13 protein-coding genes are annotated in these 17,203 nt (G+C 67.7%); 6 read left to right on the plus strand and 7 right to left on the minus strand.

Features of this window, described 5'->3' with window-relative positions; translation table 11 throughout:
• Nucleotides 1–41: 41 nt before the first annotated feature.
• Nucleotides 42–404, minus strand: coding sequence for a phage holin family protein (locus tag ACW17V_RS16050; protein ID WP_492106058.1), 363 nt, complete (start codon nucleotides 402–404; stop codon nucleotides 42–44).
• A 211-nt stretch (nucleotides 405–615) separates the two neighbouring features.
• Here ACW17V_RS16050 and rpoH point away from each other — a divergent pair, with 211 nt between their 5' ends.
• The gene (gene rpoH, locus ACW17V_RS16055; protein WP_492106059.1) at nucleotides 616–1,503 is read left to right on the plus strand and encodes an RNA polymerase sigma factor RpoH; all 888 of its coding nucleotides are present in this window, start codon (nucleotides 616–618) and stop codon (nucleotides 1,501–1,503) included.
• A 192-nt stretch (nucleotides 1,504–1,695) separates the two neighbouring features.
• Here the strand turns inward: rpoH and ACW17V_RS16060 are convergent, their stop codons facing one another.
• Complete coding sequence (locus tag ACW17V_RS16060; protein ID WP_492106060.1) at nucleotides 1,696–3,624, minus strand: TonB-dependent receptor domain-containing protein; 1,929 nt, start codon at nucleotides 3,622–3,624, stop codon at nucleotides 1,696–1,698.
• A 320-nt stretch (nucleotides 3,625–3,944) separates the two neighbouring features.
• On the opposite strand from ACW17V_RS16060, the gene ACW17V_RS16065 reads away from it, so the two are divergent.
• Nucleotides 3,945–4,664 carry an alpha/beta fold hydrolase gene (locus ACW17V_RS16065; protein WP_492106061.1) on the plus strand — a complete coding sequence of 240 codons (720 nt, stop codon included), beginning with the start codon at nucleotides 3,945–3,947 and terminating at the stop codon, nucleotides 4,662–4,664.
• A 141-nt stretch (nucleotides 4,665–4,805) separates the two neighbouring features.
• On the plus strand, nucleotides 4,806–7,058 hold the full coding sequence (locus ACW17V_RS16070) for a TonB-dependent receptor plug domain-containing protein (protein ID WP_492106062.1): 2,253 nt from the start codon (nucleotides 4,806–4,808) through the stop codon (nucleotides 7,056–7,058).
• Between the two features lie 80 nt (nucleotides 7,059–7,138).
• On the opposite strand, the gene ACW17V_RS16075 is transcribed toward ACW17V_RS16070, so the two are convergent.
• The 5 genes from ACW17V_RS16075 to ACW17V_RS16095 form a co-directional block, all read right to left on the minus strand.
• Nucleotides 7,139–7,948: a response regulator gene (locus ACW17V_RS16075; RefSeq protein WP_492106063.1), complete on the minus strand. Its 810-nt coding sequence runs from the start codon at nucleotides 7,946–7,948 to the stop codon at nucleotides 7,139–7,141.
• A gap of 90 nt (nucleotides 7,949–8,038) precedes the next feature.
• Nucleotides 8,039–9,196 (minus strand): hypothetical protein, encoded by a 1,158-nt coding sequence (locus tag ACW17V_RS16080; protein WP_492106064.1) that lies wholly within the window; start codon nucleotides 9,194–9,196, stop codon nucleotides 8,039–8,041.
• Between the two features lie 71 nt (nucleotides 9,197–9,267).
• A complete protein-coding gene (locus tag ACW17V_RS16085) occupies nucleotides 9,268–11,013 on the minus strand; it encodes an ATP-binding protein (RefSeq protein ID WP_492106065.1) in 1,746 nt (581 codons plus the stop codon).
• A gap of 84 nt (nucleotides 11,014–11,097) precedes the next feature.
• On the minus strand, nucleotides 11,098–12,384 hold the full coding sequence (locus ACW17V_RS16090; RefSeq protein WP_492106066.1) for an adenylosuccinate synthase: 1,287 nt from the start codon (nucleotides 12,382–12,384) through the stop codon (nucleotides 11,098–11,100).
• Between the two features lie 114 nt (nucleotides 12,385–12,498).
• Nucleotides 12,499–13,107, minus strand: a complete 609-nt coding sequence (locus ACW17V_RS16095; RefSeq protein WP_492106067.1) for an acyloxyacyl hydrolase — start codon at nucleotides 13,105–13,107, stop codon at nucleotides 12,499–12,501.
• Between the two features lie 102 nt (nucleotides 13,108–13,209).
• Here ACW17V_RS16095 and ACW17V_RS16100 point away from each other — a divergent pair, with 102 nt between their 5' ends.
• The 3 genes from ACW17V_RS16100 to ACW17V_RS16110 all read left to right on the plus strand — a co-directional run bounded on the left by ACW17V_RS16100 (nucleotide 13,210) and on the right by ACW17V_RS16110 (nucleotide 17,192).
• Nucleotides 13,210–14,187 carry a threonine ammonia-lyase gene (locus ACW17V_RS16100; protein WP_492106068.1) on the plus strand — a complete coding sequence of 326 codons (978 nt, stop codon included), beginning with the start codon at nucleotides 13,210–13,212 and terminating at the stop codon, nucleotides 14,185–14,187.
• Nucleotides 14,188–14,247: 60 nt separating this feature from the next.
• Nucleotides 14,248–15,441, plus strand: a complete 1,194-nt coding sequence (locus tag ACW17V_RS16105; RefSeq protein ID WP_492106069.1) for a DSD1 family PLP-dependent enzyme — start codon at nucleotides 14,248–14,250, stop codon at nucleotides 15,439–15,441.
• 80 nt (nucleotides 15,442–15,521) lie between these two features.
• A complete protein-coding gene (locus tag ACW17V_RS16110) occupies nucleotides 15,522–17,192 on the plus strand; it encodes a M28 family metallopeptidase (protein ID WP_492106070.1) in 1,671 nt (556 codons plus the stop codon).
• Nucleotides 17,193–17,203 lie beyond the last annotated feature (11 nt).

Here is a 17,203-nt window from a genome sequence, read left to right on the forward strand (position 1 = left end):
TCAAGTGCGGCGCGGGGGGCAGCTTGCCGTTGGGGCAGCCCTCAGGCCGCCTCGCGGCCCTTGCTGTCGCCGATCATCACCTGACCGGCCCAGCTGACAACACCGACGATGATCGAGCCCAGGATGCCGGCCACCAGGCCGTTGACCGTCAGCCCGTCCAGCAGCCAGGCGACCAGGCCCAGCATGGCGGCGTTCACCACCAGCAGGAACAGGCCCAGGGTCACAATGGTGATCGGGAAGGTCAGCAGCACCACCACCGGCTTGACCACCGCATTGACCAGCCCCAGCAGCAGGCCGGCCAGGATCAGGGTCGGCCAGCCGTCGGCCGAGATCCCGCCCAGCAGGCGATCGGCCAGCCACAGGCCCAGGGCGGCGAACAAAACCCGAAAAACGAAACGGAGCATTCCGGCTTACCTTTGCGCAAACTTTCCCCCTGAAGATCGCCGCGAAGGCGCCCTGATTCAAGGTCAGGCTTGAGGCGATGAATATCCCAGCCCGACGCTGGGACATTACAAATGCGTTACCAGACTTAACTTGGCCGCAACCGCTCCCTATCTCACCTGTTGTCAGGGGATAAGGCGGGCGACCCGCCAGCCCAAGGGGATAGTATTTCGTATGGCCGTTAGCTCTTTGTCGGTGATGTCGCCTGACGGCGGCCTGTCGCGCTATCTCACCGAGATCCGCAAGTTTCCGATGCTTCCCAAGGACGAGGAGTTCATGCTCGCCCAGCGCTGGAAAGAGCATCAGGACTCCGAAGCCGCCCACAAGATGGTCACGTCGCACCTGCGTCTCGTGGCCAAGATCGCCATGGGCTATCGCGGCTACGGCCTGCCGATCGGCGAGGTGATCTCCGAAGGCAATGTCGGCCTGATGCAGGCCGTCAAGAAGTTCGAGCCCGACAAGGGCTTCCGCCTGGCCACCTACGCCATGTGGTGGATCCGCGCCTCGATCCAGGAATACATCCTGCGCTCGTGGTCGCTGGTGAAGATGGGCACGACCGCCGCGCAGAAGAAGCTGTTCTTCAACCTGCGCAAGGCCAAGAGCCAGATCGAGGCCTTCCAGGACGGCGACCTGCGTCCCGACCAGGTCAGCGCCATAGCCACCAAGCTGGGCGTGCTGGACAGCGAGGTCATCTCGATGAACCGCCGCCTGTCGGGCCCCGACGCCTCGCTGAACGCCCCGCTGCGTTCGGACAGCGAGAGCGAGTGGCAGGACTGGCTGGCCGATGACGACCAGGTTTCGCAAGAGACCGTCGTCGCCGAGAACGAAGAGAAGTCCCTGCGCATGGGCCTCCTCCAGGAAGCCATGGTCGAACTGACCGATCGCGAACGTCACATCCTGACCGAGCGCCGGCTGAAGGACGACCCCACCACCCTGGAAGACCTGGCCACCCACTACGGCGTAAGCCGCGAACGGGTCCGCCAGATCGAGGTGCGGGCCTTCGAGAAGCTGCAGAAAAACATGCGCGAAGCGGCCATCGCCAAGAACATGGTCGAGGCCTGAAGCGATAACGACGCTCCGGTCTCGGGGCGACGATGACGATCAGGGGAGCGCCGCGGCGCTCCCTTTTTTGTTGGACTCGTTTGCGGGTCCCTAGAGCATTTTCCGATCCAACTGGATCGGTGAAATGCTCTAGTCTTTTGTTTTAACGCATTTTCTGACGACGAACCGGCGTCCACTTCGTCGGAAAATGCTCTAGAAGTCGACGGTCAGGAATACCGTCGCCGTCCGGGGCGCGTTGACCTCGAAGGCGCCGCTGCTGATCACCTTCCAGTCGAAGGTGTCGGCAAGATTGGTCACCTGGGCGCGCAGCAGGGCCGGCTTGTCGCCGATGTCGAAGCGGTAGCGCAGGCCGGCGTCCAGGATCGTCGCCGCCGGCGTATGGGTCCGGTTCGACTGGTCAGCGGCGCGGCGGCCGTGGTTGTTGGCCGCGAAGGTGAACGCCAGCCCCTCGACGGGCAGGGCCCAGGTTCCGCTGAGGGTCAGCACCCGCTGGGTCTGGCCAACCGGCTCACGGCCGATCCGCCCTTCCCGCACCGGCGCGCCGGTGACGCGCGGCCGCATCAGCACCGCCCCGGCCACCACCGACAGGCCTTCGACAGGCGAACCGGTCAGGCTGACCTCGACGCCGCGATGGCGCACCGATCCCATCTCGCGAAAGACGTTGGCGTCGTCGGCCGCGAAGTAGGGCTTACGCACCTGGAAGCCGCCCGCCACCATGCGCAGATTACGCGGCAGCACCCAGCGCACGCCCGCGTCCCACTGGTCGGTGATGATCGCCGGCAGGGCCTGGGTGCGATTGGCCGCGCTGTCCGGCGCGACGCCGCTCTCTTCCAGGCCTCGGGTCACGCTGCCGTAGAGCGCCAGGCGCGGCGACACAGTCCACGAGGCGGCGGCGTTGTAGAGCCAGGCCGGGTCATGGGCCACGGCGCGGACGCCGTCTGGGCGCTGGACGGTCTTGCGATAGTCGGCCCGCTGCAGGCCCAGGCTCAGGGACCCGCGTCGGCGCCAGCGCAGATCATAGGCCAGCCCGCCCGTCCATTGCTCGACCTCGTCCCGCGTCCGCGTGCCCAGGGCAAACACGGGCTCGACGATATCGACGCGATCTTCGACATGGGTCGCGCCCAGGTTCAGACTGGCCCCGCCGCCATAGAGGCTTTCGCGCTGGCGGCCGCGCAGCGACGCGTGAAGGGCGTGCGCCCAATCGCCCCTCACCAGCGCGCGGCTGAGCCGGATCTCCCCGCTGGTCGAGGCCAGCTTCTGGCGCGGATCGCGGCTGATCCGTCGCAGGGCCGACCCGTCGGCCTGAACATTGGTCAGCACCAGGGCATGGTTCTCGCGCGTGTCGTTCACCGACCGGAACAGCCCGGCCGCGAGATCGAAACCGCCCGGCAGCGCCGCGCGGGTCAGAACGCCGGCGTTCGTCGCGATGTTGCGATAGTCGGCCCAGGCCGGTCCCACATAGCGACGACGGGCGACGGGCTCGGGCAGGACGCCAGGCGCGGCGACATGGAGAGCCGTGGCCTCGCGATCCCAGGTATCAACCCGGCTCCAGAACGGCAGGACCAGCACCTTGTCCATCGGTCGCCAGCGCGCAGCCAGGGCGTAGGAGCCGTAGACCGCGTCCGCCCCGCTGGCGAACTCGTCGTCGAAGCCCGCGACGCCGGCGACCAGGCTGAGGGTGTCGCTCAACGGGATCTGGCTGTCGATCTCGATCCGCCCGCCGCCCATGGGCCCATAGCCAGCCACCAGGCTGACCACGCGCTGATCGCCCGCCGGACGAATGCGGTAGTCGACGATGCCCGTCGGCGCGGGAAACAGATAGTTCTGGGCGGCCAGGCCCACACGCACCACGTTGCTCTCGACCAGCCGGTCGGTGAACGAGGCTGGGCGGTCCATGTACAGCCCCTCCAGGCGGATGTTGCCCGCCGTGATGGGCGAGAAACCCCGAACCTCGCTGCTGCTGTAGAGGCCCACCCGCTCATTGCCGATGCTGGCGCCGAAGGCGTCCTCAGCGCCGGCCACGGCGTTGTCATTGACCCGCTGGGCCATGGCCTCTCCTGACGCGCCGAGGGCGCAAGCGGCCAGAACGACCCGCACGGGAGCCAGCTTCAGGAAACGCATCGATCTTTTACTCAGGCTTTGGGGGAGTGACGACGGACCGACCAGGCGTTTCCACCCGCCGGATCGCGATTGGCGGACGTCCCGTCGAAGGGGCCACGAGGAAGCGCGCGCATCCAGACGTCACCGACCGTGGAGGGTGAAACAGACAGGCGAGAAGTCGGCGGTCGGGCCATTCCGGGTCGATTCAGTGACGTTACGATATAACATCACTGATGCAAGATCGACAAAGGCTTGGCAAGGCCCAGGCCCCGCCCGCTTTGGGAGAGGCCCGCGCGCTTTGGGAGAGGAAAGACGGCGGGGCATGATGCTATGACGGGTCGATGACCGCCGCCGCCCTCCCCCAGCTCCTGCTCCTGCCCGGCCTGCTGAACGACGCCGAGCTGTGGCGCGACCAGATCAGCGGTCTGGCCGATGTGGCCCGCCCGCACGTCCCCGACCTGACGCGGGGTGAGACTCTTCGTGAACTGGCCGAGGCGGTGCTGGCGGAGGCCGAGCCGAGCTTCGCCCTGGCCGGCTTTTCGATGGGCGGCTATGTGGCCCAGGAGATCGCCCGGATCGCGCCCGAGCGCATCCAGCGCCTGGCGTTGCTGGACACCTCGATCCGCGTCGACACGCCCGAGCGCGCCGCGCGGCGGATGGCGCTCACCGAGGCCGCCCGCAAGCCCGGCGAGTTCATTGGCATCAGCCACACGATCCTCAGGAGCTATGTCGACGCCTCGCGTCTGGACGACGCCGAGCTGACCGGCCGGATCATCGACATGACCCAGCGGCTGGGCCGCGAGGTGTTCATCCGCCAGAACAGCCTGGAGCGTCAGGACGGCGAGGCCGCGCTGAAGGCCCTGCGTGTTCCGCTGCTGATCCTGTGCGGAGAGAACGACCAGATCACCCCGGCGGCGGGGCATCGCCAGATGGCGGCGGCGATCGGGTGCACCCATCTGGTGGTCATTCCCCAGACCGGCCACATGACCCCGATGGAGGCGCCCGGCCCCGTCAATGGGGCCCTGCGGCACTGGCTGGGCCGTCCGGCCGTCCAAAGATAGTCCGCGCAGGGACATTCCCGACACCGACACAAATCCGAGACAAAACCGTCAATCAAACATCACTGGTCGTCACTATGCCCTGCCCCGTGAAATCACGCGCGCACCTCGCAATAACCGGGGGCGTCGGATGGGGATCCTTCGATGAAAAAGACCATGTTGTTCGCCCTGGCGGCGTTCGCGCCGCTGGCTATCGCCTCGGCCGCTTCGGCCCAGGACGCCCCGATCGCCACCGCCGACACGCCGGTGACCGCTTCGGAAGTCGTCGTCCAGGCCCAGATCGCCTATCGCAACCGCTCCGAGCAGACCGCCCCGGTGCTGGAGTATGGCCTGGACTACTTCCAGCGCTTCGAGCCCCTGACCGCCGGTGATGCGCTCAAGCGCGTGCCCAGCGTCACCTTCCTGTCGGACGTTCTGGAATCGGACGGCGCCCGCCTGCGCGGCCTGGACGCCGCCTACACCCAGATCCTGATCAACGGCGAGAAGGTGCCCGGCGCCGGCGCCGACCGCTCGTTCTTCGTCGACCGCATCCCCGCCGAGATGATCGAGCGCATCGAGATCGTGCGCAGCGCCTCGGCCAACCGCAGCGGCGACGCCATGGCCGGCGCCCTGAACATCGTGCTGCGCGACGCCTACGCCCTGGACGGCGGGTTCCTGCGGGCCGGCGGCATCATGCTGAACGACGGCCGCATCCGCGAGACGCTGGGTGCGGTGTGGGGCGGCCAGGTTGGCCCCGGCCGACTGCTGGTCGGCGCCAACATCCAGGGCCGTCGCAATCCCAAGGAAAAGACCAGCTGGCGCTATGATGCGCCCGGCGCGGCGCTGAACAACATCGAGCAGCAGTCGGACGTCCGCAACGGCACCGACTATTCGTTCAACGCCAACTACCGCGTCCCGCTGGCCGGCGGCGAGCTGGACCTGAGCGGCTTCTATGTCCGCACCGACCGCTACGCCGATGAAGACTCGCTGGAATATCGCGGCGGCCGGATCCAGAACGCCGACCTGCTGACGGTCAACGACAACAATGTCGACATCCAGACCGACAACTGGTCGGTCAACGGCAAGTTCAAGCGCGAGATGCTGGGCGGCGAAACCGCCGTGAAGCTGGGCTATGCGGTGTTCACCGACAGCCAGTACGAGTTCGAGAACGAGATCGAATATCTGCGCGACGCCATTCCCTTCCCGGACGGCGACCGCTTCACCGCCGACAAGGCCCGCACCGAACTGGAAGACAAGGAATTCACCGCCAAGCTCGAGCACAAGCGCGATCTGGGCGGCGTGGGCCTGGAAGTCGGCGTCCAGTACCAGAAGAAGGATCGCGACGCGCTGATCACCGAGATCCCGCGCAATCGCTACAACCTGCCCGCCGCGACCCCGCCGGCCGACCGGGCGTTCGTTCCGGTTCTGGGCGGCGACACCGCCATCGCCGAGAGCCGTATCGACCCCTATCTGATGCTGTCGGGCAAGGCCGGCGACGTGAAGTGGGAAGCGGGCCTGCGCTATGAGACGACCGATGTCGAGATCCTCGACAACACCGCCGCGCCGGCCCTGCGGCAGTTCTCGACCGACTACGCCATCCTGCTGCCCTCGGCTCACCTGAAGTGGAGCCTGACCAGCAAGGACCGCATCAGCGCCTCGGTGGCCCGCACCGTGCGCCGCCCGGGCTTTGACCAGATCACCCCGGCGGTGCTGGAAGAAGAATTCGGCGACAACGACTATGTCGGCAATCCCAACCTGAAGCCGGAAACGGCCTGGGGCCTGGATGTTGGCTATGAGCGTCGCCTCGGCGCTCGTGGCGTGGCCGGCGTCAACGTCTTCTACCGCGACGTGACCGACCTGATCGAACTGACCAGCATCGGCGCGGGCTCGGCCGGCGCGCCCGCCCTGCTGCTGCAGACCCAGAACGTCGGCGACGGCACGGTGATGGGCGTCGAGTTCGACCTGTCGACCCCGCTGACGGTCTTCGGCCTGGATAACACCGGCGTGTTCTTCAACTATTCCTGGCTCGACAGCGACATCGACGACACCTTCGGCAGCCGCAAGTTCAACGACCAGTCGGACTATGTGCTGAACGTCGGCTTCATCCAGGACCTGCCGAAGTTTGGCGGCGCTTTCGGCGCCACCTACCGCAAGCAGGGCGAGGCCTATGGCCGGATCATCGGCGAGGAGGTCACCACCTCCTACGGCGCCGACCTGGAGCTGTTTGTCGAAAAGCGCTTCGGCGAGACGGTCACGGTGCGCCTGACCGGCTCCAACCTGCTGAACGCCAAGAAGGAAGAAGTGTTTAATAAGTTCGCCAGCACCGCCGATCAGCGGTCTCGCGCGTTTGATGAGTACGAGCTGGAGAGCGAAGAAGCCGGTCCGGTCTTCCAACTGATCGCCCGCATGGCGTTCTAGGCGGAAGACCTTCCGGAAACGAAGAAGGGCGGCGTCCTCGCGGACGCCGCCCTTTTTTTGTTGGCCGACGCGGTCGCGGCCTAAGCCGCCCCGCGTCCCCCGTCGTCATCGGCGGCCATGAAGCCCATCAGGGCGTCGATACGCGTCAGCAGGGCCGCCCGGGCCTGGGGTCCGGACAGCTCGCTCTTCATGCAGTCTTCCAGCGCCGCCGCGGCCGCGGTCAGGCGCGGCTCCTTGACGGCGTCGCCGACCTTGCGCAGCTCCACCGCCTGGGCGGCCAGGGCGCGGCGGGCCTGCATGGGATCGGTGTCCAGGGCCCCGGCCGCTGAGCGGACGATGCGCAGGGCCTGGGACAGCCTCGCGGCCACCGTGCCGGCGGCGTCGGCCTTGCGCTTGCGCGGGCCCTTATATTCGGCCGAGTTGAAGCGGCGGCGATCGGGACCGACATATTGCACGGCCTCGACCCAGTCGCGCGGCTTCAGGGTCACCGCTTCCAGGCGGCGCTCAAGATCCCCGATCGTGAAGGGCTTGCGCATGAATTCGTGAACCCCGGCGTCGCGGGCCCCGAAGATCGCCTCGGCCGTGGCTTCGGCGGTGCACATGATGATCGGCGCATCGCGGCAGATCATTTCGCTGCGGCGGATCTTGCGGGTCAGCATCAGGCCGTCGGTCCCGGCGCTGGCGTGCTCGACGAAGATCAGCTGCGGATCGACCGTGCGGGCCATCGCATAGCCCTTCTCGATGGTCGCGGCGGGATAGATCTGCACATTGCCCAGCTGCCTCAGCTGGTCAGCCAGCAGCCGCGCCGTCGCCGGGTTGGCGTCAACGACCAACACCCGCTGAACCTTGGCGGCGACACGCTGAATGGTGCGGATATTGCCGTCAAACACCGGGAACTCGGCTCCTGAGAGAGGTACTCGACTGCGACCTTAGCGACCGTTCGTAAAAATCAGCTTGATGCGGTTCGCAGGGCCGGCCCGTCAGTTTGTCAGGGAAACGCTGAGTCCGCCTTCGAAATCCTGAAAGATATCGATGGCTTCGTCGACCTGGGCGGTGGGCACGCGCCCTTCGGGGAAGCGATAACGCCAATAGCTGGCGATGTGCGAGATCACCCCGACCCTCTCGCCCAGCGACAGGAACAGGTCGGGCGCCCGCAGCAGGAAGTCGCGGAAGGCCTGCGGCCGGCCGTTCTCGATCAGGTCCTCGAAGGCGTCGTCATAGACCCTGAGCGTGCGCTGCACGGCGTTGCGCTCGATGACCACGCTGGCCTGCAGGCGCTTGCGGGCCTCATCCAGATAGCGGGCGGTCTCGGTGTCGCGCGCGCCGGCGATGACCATCTGGCCGATCTCGGTGCTCACGGCCGCCAGCTGGGGCCACAGCCGGGTCAGCATCCACTTGTAATAGAGGAAGCCCTTCCAGCTGAAGACGCCTTCCTTGAAGCTCTCGCCCTCCAGCACCAGGGTCTCGCGGAGCGGCTCGAGGCGCTCGTCGACATCGGTCGACAGCAGGGCCTCGACCAGGCGCGCGGCGTGGACGCCCGAGAAGCGGCCGGTGTCGCGATAGGCCAGTTCGATCAGGCGCGAGATCTCGAAGGTGACGAAGCCCTGCATCTGCTCCAGGTCGGCGGCCGACAGGGCGAAATAGCAGGCCGCGACATTCATGCCGTGGCGGCGCAGATGCTCGCGCAGCAGGAACGGGTCCAGCGACGGCAGCATGTCGATCATGCGCAGGGTGGCGATGTCGCGGACCATGTCGGTGGTGTCGTTGCAGGCTTCGTGCAGCAGCTCGACCCAGCCGCGCTGGCCCACGAAGAACGACTGCCCGCCCAGGCCCAGGTCGCCGCGGTCGAACGGGATGATGATCTTGGTGGCCGTCGGCCGCGCGTCATCGAACAGGAAGATGTCGTCGCTGCGCAGGCGGTGCTTGAGGACCAGGGCGTTGTTGAGGACGCGGTTGCGGAACAGCGGATGCTCGGCGTGCTCGGGCCGGTGGCCGCTGTCGGCCTGGATGGCCAGCAGGTTCAGCACGCGGCTGGTCGAGGCCGTCCGCTCCAGCGCGCGCAGGCTGCGGGTCACCCGGTCGTTGCTGCGCACCGGCTTGAGTTTACGACGCGCTGACAAGAACGAGGCCCCCTGCATGTTGGGCTTTCTTCTAGCGACCCCATGCTAAACAATCGCTAACCGAACGGCGATCTGCGGCCGCGGCGCAATCAGAGGGCGCGTGCGAGGGGCCGGTCTGCTTCATGCGCGGTCTCGAACGGATCGCGCTTCAGGCGCGCCACGGCGGCCAGCAGCCCGGCCGGCTGGACCGGCTTGGGATGGGCGTCGTCGAAGCCCTTTTCCAGCAGGCGTTCGGCCTCGCCCGACATGGCGTCGGCGGTCAGGGCCAGGATGGGAATGTCGACCCGCCCGCCTTCGCCCGCCCGGATCCGCCGCACCGCCTCGACCCCGTCCATCTCGGGCATGTGGACGTCCATCAGCACGACGTCGAAGTCCTCAACCCGCAGCCGGGCGAGGGCCTGGCGTCCATCGTCTGCGGTGGCGACCATTGCCCCGGCGGACTCCAGGATCGCGCGCGCAACGGCCTGGTTGACCAGATTGTCGTCGACCACCAGGACCCGCGCCCCCTCGAAGTTGGCCACCGGCTCGGCGTGGCTGCCCACGAGCGGCGCCTGGGCCGGGATCAGCGCCAGTTGCACCCTGAAGGTCGAACCTTGCCCCGGCGTGCTGATGACGGTGATCTCGCCGCCCATCATCCGGGCCAGCTGGCGGCTGATCGTCAGCCCCAGGCCCGTGCCGCCAAACCGCCGCGCCGTGGAGCGATCGCCCTGGCTGAAGGGGTTGAACAGGCTGACCTGCTGGTCGAGGCTGAGGCCGACGCCCGTATCGGTCACCAGGAGCTCGACACAGGCCGTCTCGCCGTCAGCCGCCACGCCGGGGGCGATGCGGATATCGACACGTCCGGTCTCGGTGAACTTCAGCGCGTTGGAGACCAGGTTCAGCAGGATCTGCCGCACCCGGACCGCATCGCCCAGCAGCCAGGTGGGAGTCTGCGGCGCGACCTCCAGCGTCAGCTCCAGTCCCTTCAGGCGGGCGGTATGGTTCCACACCAGATGGATCTGCCCCGCCAGCCGGCGGATATCGAAGGGCGCGTCCTCAAGCTCCAGCTTGCCGGCCTCGACCTTCGACAGGTCCAGAATGTCGTTGAGAATGGTCATCAGGCCATCGCCCGACTGGACGATCATGTCCAGATAGTCGGCCTGACGGGCGTCGAGCCGCGTCGTCCCCAGGGCGTGGGCCATGCCCAGGACGCCGTTCATCGGCGTGCGCAGCTCGTGGCTCATCATGGCCACGAAGGCCGACTTGGCGCGGCTGGCTTCCTGGGCTTCGGCCTGGGCCTTCTCCAGCGCCAGAGCGTTGGCGCGCAGCGCGCGCGAGGTTTGCAGCATGTAGCCCAGCAGGCCCAGCAGGGTGAACGCCACCACGGCCAGTTCCCACGGCTTGAACCCGCCCGAGATCAGGGGCGCGGTCGCCAGGGCGATGAAAGGCGGCGGAGCCATCACCAGCATGGCCGAGCGGTTCAGGGCGGCATATTTCAGGGCCTCGATCAGAAGGCCAAACATCATGACCAGGGCCGCGAACTTCATGGCCTGGGGCCCATAGGCCCAGCTCAGGGTGGTCATGATCGACCAGGCCAGGGTGAAGAGGCCGGGCACGCCCAGCCTGACCACCAGGGAGGGACGCCCACCGCGCCGTCTCAAAAAGGCGACAACGACCAGCAGGCTTTCCAGAACGGCGTTCACGGCCAGCCACGACAGCATCGCGATCAGGCCGAAATAGTAGCACAGCAGGCCGCTCACCATCAGCGTCACGATGAGGCGCGCGGGGCGGCTACGATGGCTCATGTCGAGCATCGCGCCTTCCATGCCGTCTTCGAGAAAATCGCGAAAGCCCAATGGCTATCCCCACAACGCCAAGTCGCGGGGACGCTAGTCCGAACAAGCTTCACAAGCGTTTACGCAACGCCGGTCGCGCAATTTCTATCCCTGAAAAGGATCGCGCATCAGGATGGTGTCGTCGCGCTCGGGGCTGGTCGACAGCAGGGCCACCGGGGCGCCGATCAGTTCCTCGACCCGGCGCACATACTTGATGGCGTTGGCGTTGAGGTCCTTGAACGAGCGGGCGCCGGCGGTGCTTTCGCTCCAGCCTTCCATCTCCTCGTAGATCGGCACGGCGGCGGCCTGGTCGCGCATGCCGGCCGGCAGATAGTCGACCTCGCGGTCGCCGATCTTGTAGCCGACGCAGATCTTCAGGGTCTTGAGGCCGTCCAGCACGTCCAGCTTGGTCAGGGCGATGCCGTCGATGCCGTTGATGGCCACGGACTGGCGCACCAGCACCGCGTCGAACCAGCCGCAGCGACGCGGCCGACCGGTGTTGACGCCGACCTCGCGACCGACGGTCGACAGGTGCTTGCCGACCTCGTCATCCAGCTCGCAGGCGAACGGCCCCTCGCCGACGCGGGTGGTGTAGGCCTTGACGATGCCCAGCACATAGCCCGGGCCCTTGGGGCCCATGCCCGAACCGGCGGCGGCCTGGCCGGCGACCGTGTTGGACGAGGTGACGAACGGATAGGTGCCGTGATCGACGTCCAGCAGGGCGCCTTGCGCGCCTTCGAACAGGATGCGTTTGCCGGCCTTGTAGGCCTGGTCCAGCAGGCGCCAGGCGGGCTGGGCATAGGCCAGGATCTGCGGCGCGATCTCCATCAGCTGGTCGAACAGCGCCGCGCCGTCGGCCTCGGGCAGGCCCAGGCCCCGGCGCAGGGCGCCATGGTGGCTGAGCAGGCGCTCGATCTTGGGCTTCAGGGCCTCAGGGTCGGCCAGGTCGGCGACGCGGATGGCGCGGCGGCCGACCTTGTCTTCATAGGCCGGGCCGATGCCGCGACCGGTGGTGCCGATCTTCTGGCTGGACGCGGCTTCGCGACCCTGGTCAAGGTCTTTGTGCAGCGGCAGGATCAGGGTGGCGTTGTCGGCCAGCACCAGCAGGTCCGGACCGATGATCACGCCCTGTTCGGCGATCTTGGCGATCTCGCCCAGCAGGTGCCAGGGATCGACGACCACGCCGTTGCCGATGACCGACAGCTTGCCCTGAACGACGCCCGAGGGCAGCAGGGCCAGCTTGTAGACCTTGCCGTCCACCACCAGCGTATGGCCGGCGTTGTGGCCGCCCTGGAAGCGCACGACGACATCCGCCCGGTTGGACAGCCAGTCGACGATCTTGCCCTTGCCTTCATCGCCCCACTGGGCGCCGACGACGGTCACATTGGCCATGGTAGAGATATGCCTTGTCACCTGCCCGGTGACGTCCAGCGGCCCTTCGACAGGACTCGGCCGCAGACGTTTATTCAATTGTGGGCGGTGGCTCGCCTGAAAAGGCGAGCGAAGTCAGAAGGCGTAGACCAGCCGAACCCCTACGTCGTCAAGCCCCTGGTTCTTGCCCTGATGGAAGATCTGGCCGTTCGACAGGTGGGTGTAGGACAGCTCTCCTGACCAGCTGTCGTTGAACTTGTAGCCCAGGGCGATCTCGGGCTCGAACAGCACCTTCGAGCCGAAATCGATGCGGGTGTAATAGAGATTGGTGCGGCGGGCGCGCTCTTCGGGCGTCAGGTTGGGGGCGTTGGCGGGCGGCAGGCCGGCCTTGCCATCGGTATAGGCCAGGCCAAAACCCGGGCGCAGATAGAAGCCGCCCGGTGCGCCCAGCTCGATCGGCCAGTCAAAGCCCGCCGCCACGAAATTGGAGGTGTTCTCGCTGTTGATCGACACGAAGGTGTGGACCTGCGGGCGACCCAGCCAGGTCAGGCTTTCGATGCGGTCGGTGCGATAGCCAACATGGATGTCGACCCCGTCCTCACGCCCCGCGGCGCCCAGGCCCACGGCCTCGCCGATGAAGGTGACATCGTGCTTGTAGACGCCGACAAAGATTTCGTCAGCCATGGCGGGCGCGGCCAAACCCAGCACCGCGACAGCGGCGGCGGCGAACAGTGCGGTCTTCATTCTGGATATCCCTGAACAGCCCAACCCCGAGCCGCTTATGGCTTGAACGGCGAAGCTCGCAAAGGGTTTCGATCAGGGCGCGCGCGAGCTAGACCTTTTCGCATGAGCATCACACTTTCCGACATCCAGGCCGCCGCCGCCCGCCTGAAAGGCCTCGCGGTCGAGACCCCGCTGATCGAGAGCCCGGCCCTGAATGCGCGCCTCGGCGGCCGGGTGCTGCTCAAGCCCGAGACCCTGCAGCGGGCCGGGGCCTTCAAGTTTCGCGGGGCCTATAACCGCCTCAGCCAGCTGAGCGATGACGAGAAAAAGCGCGGCGTCGTGGCCTTCTCGTCCGGCAACCACGCCCAGGGCGTGGCCCTGGCGGCCCAGATCCTGGGCTGCCCGGCCCTGATCGTCATGCCGTCCGACTCGCCGGCGGTGAAGGTCGAGGGCACGCGCGGCTTCGGGGCCGAGATCCGCTTCTATGACCGCTTCACCGAGGACCGCGTCGCCATCGCCGACGAGATCGCGCGCGCGCGCGGCTGCGTGGTCGTGCCGTCCTATGACGATCCGCACATCATCGCGGGGCAAGGCACGCTGGGCGTCGAGATCGTCGCGCAGGCCGGGGCGCTGGGCGCGTCGCTGGACACGCTGATCTGCTGCGTCGGCGGCGGCGGGCTGATCGCCGGAACCAGCACCGCCGTCCGCGCCCTGTCTCCCGCCACCGACATCTGGGGCGTCGAGCCGGCCGGCTTTGACGAGACCCGCCGCTCGATGATCTCCGGCCAGCGCGAGACCATCGACAAGGACGCCCGCTCGATCTGCGACGCCCTGCTGACCCCGATCCCGGGCGAGCTGACCTTTCCGATCAATCAGCGCAACCTGACCGGCGTGGTCGCGGTGACCGACGCCGAGGTGGCGGAGGCCATGCGCTACGCCTTCTCGGTGCTGAAGCTGGTGGTCGAGCCCGGCGGCTGCGTGGCCCTGGCGGCCGCGCTGGCGGGCAAGATCGACGTGGCGGGAAAGACCTCGGCGATCGTCCTTTCCGGCGGCAATGTCGATCCGGCCTTGTTCGCGAGCGTTCTCAAGGGTGAGATCTAACCAACCCCGTCATCCCGCGACGTGTTCGCGGGATGACGAAAAAATAGGGATGAGCGGTTGATGAAGTTTGCAGGCGTAGCCACCCTCCCCCAAACGCCCCTCCTCGTCGTCGACAAGGCCGCCCTGCTCCGCAACCTCGACCGCATGCAGGCCCTCTGCGCCGCCGCCGGCGTGCGGCTGCGGGCCCACGGCAAGACCCACAAGTGCTCGACCCTGGGCCGGCTGATCGTCGAGCGCGGCGCGGTCGGCCTGTGCGCCCAGACCGTCGGCGAGGCCGAGGCCTTCGTGGCCGGCGGGATCACCGACGTGCTGGTCACCGCCGCGCCCCCGCCCTGGGCCGCGCCACGCCTGGCGGCTCTGGCCAAAGGCGGCGCCAAGATCGGCGTCACCGCCGATGACGAAGGCCAGATCGACCGGCTGTCGGACGCCGCCGTCGCGGCCGGGACGCGGCTGGACCTGGTGGTGGACCTGGACCTGGGCACCCACCGCACGGGCGCCTATCCGCACGACGCCCTGAAACTGGCCCGCGCCGCCGACGCCGCGCCGGGCCTGCGCTTCGCCGGGATCCAGGCCTATCTGGGCCATCTGCAGCACATGGACGACGGCGACCTGCGCCGCTCCGCCGACGAAGCCGCCTTCGCGACACTGAAGGCTCTGGTCGCCGAGCTGACCGCCGCCGGCCTGCCCCCGCCCGTGGTCACCGGCGGCGGCACCGGCACCCACGCCTTCGACCTGGCGTCTGGCGTGTTCACCGAGCTGCAGGCCGGCTCCTACGCGGTGATGGACGTCGAATATGACCAGTGCGGCGCGCCCGGCGGCGGCGACTGGCCGTTCGAACCGTCGCTCTACATCGCGTCCAGCGTGGTCTCGACGCGCCACAAGAGCCACGTGGTGGTCGACGCCGGCTTCAAGGCCGTGTCGATGGACGGCCCGCCGGCCCGGGTCATCGCCGGCGCCGCGCCCGGCTCGCTGTGGCGGCCCATGGGCGACGAGCACGGCCTGATCGCCCACCCCTCCATGATCGACGTGCTGAAGGCCGGCGGCCGCGACCCGCTGGGCTTCGCCGGCGCCGTCACGGCCGCCGACGCCGACGCCGCGCGCGCCTTCCCGGCCGACGCCCCGCAGGTGGGCGACATCGTCTGGCTGCAGCCCGGCCACTGCGATCCGACCATCAACCTCTATGACGCCCTGCACGTCTGGGACGGCGAGACGCTGGAACGCTGGGCAGTGGACGGGCGGCGGGTGAGTTCCTGACCCCGGCCCCCTAGCCCTCGCCGAAGACCCCGGATACGGTCCCGCGCCAACGACAAGATTTGCTCCAAAGAGTGACAACGATGAAACGCCTGCTGCTCGCCACCGCCCTGCTGACCGCGCCCATGCTGGCCGCCCCCGCTTTCGCGCAAGGCCCCGCCGGCGCGCCGGCGATCGACACCGCCCGGCTCGCCGCCCACATCAAGACCCTGTCCTCGGACGCGTTCGAGGGCCGCGGCCCGGCCACGGCCGGCGAGACCAAGACCGTCGCCTATATCGTCGAGCAGATGCAGGCCGCGGGCCTTGAGCCCGGCGGCGACCTGAAGGACGGCAAGCGTGCCTGGACCCAGGACGTGCCGCTGGGCATGTTCGAGATCAAGGGCCCGGTCAGCGCCCACATGATGGTCGGAAACAGCCACATCGTCCTGAACCAGGGCGAGCAGATCGCGATCCGCGCCGCCATGACCAATGTCGACAAGGTGTCGATCCAGAACGCCCCGATCGTCTTCGCCGGCTATGGCGTGAAAGCTCCGGAACGCAACTGGGACGACTTCAAGGGCCTGGACGTCAAGGGCAAGATCGTCGTCGTGCTGATCAACGACCCGGACTTCGAGACGGGTTCCAGCGACTTCGGCGGCAAGGCCATGACCTATTACGGCCGCTGGACCTACAAGTACGAAGAAGCCGCCCGCCTGGGCGCCGCCGGCCTGCTGATCGTGCACGAGACCGCGCCAGCCTCCTACGGCTGGGCCACGGTCAAGAACTCCAACACCAACACGATGTTCGACATCGTCCGCAAGGAGCCGACCAAGTCGCACCCAGCCCTGGAAGGCTGGATCCAGCGCGACACCGCCGTCGAGCTGTTCAAGGCGGCGGGCCTGGATTTCGACGCCGCGAAGAAGGCGGCCCAGAGCCGCGACTTCAAGCCGGTGGAACTGAAGGGCGCGACCTTCTCGGCCAACTACGCGGTCGAGCCCAAGGTGATCGTGTCCAAGAACGTGGTCGGCAAGCTGACCGGCGCCAAGCGTCCCGACGAGACGGTGTTCTTCACCGGCCACTGGGACCATCTGGGCGTGGGCCTGGCCGACGCCAAGGGCGACACGATCTATAATGGCGCCGTCGACAACGCGACCGGCATCGCCGCCATGCTGGAAATGGGCCGTGTCTTCGCCAAGAGCCCGCGCGCCGACCGCACCCTGGTCTTCCTGGCCGTGACCGCCGAGGAAAAGGGCTTGCTGGGCTCGGAATACTATGCGGCCAACCCGCTGTATCCGCTGGCCAAGACCGTGGGCGTGCTCAACACCGACGCCCTGGATCCGGCCGGTCCGGCCAAGGACTTCACCATCTCGGGCAGCGCCAAGCTGGGCCTGCTGGACGACCTGATCGCCCACGGCAAGAAGGTGGGCCGCACCTACACGCCCGACCCCGCCACGGAAGCCGGCTACTTCTACCGCTCGGACCACTTCCCGTTCGCCAAGCGCGGCGTGCCGGCCATCTCGTTCGGCTCGGGCGAGGATCTGGTCGAGGGCGGCGTGGCGGCAGGCAAGGCCTTCGCCGACGCCTACCGCATCAACGCCTACCACCAGCCGGCCGACGAGTGGAACGACAGCTGGAACCTGGAAGGCATGCGCGCCGACATCAGCCTGATCCAGGGCCTGGGCCAGGACCTGGCCACCTCGACCCGCTGGCCCGAATGGGGCGAGGGCTCTGAGTTCAAGGGCGCCCGCGACGCGACCAAGGCGCAGCGCAAGTAGATGACGTGCGG

The sequence above is a fragment of the Caulobacter sp. FV2ye17ST genome (assembly GCF_058680955.1).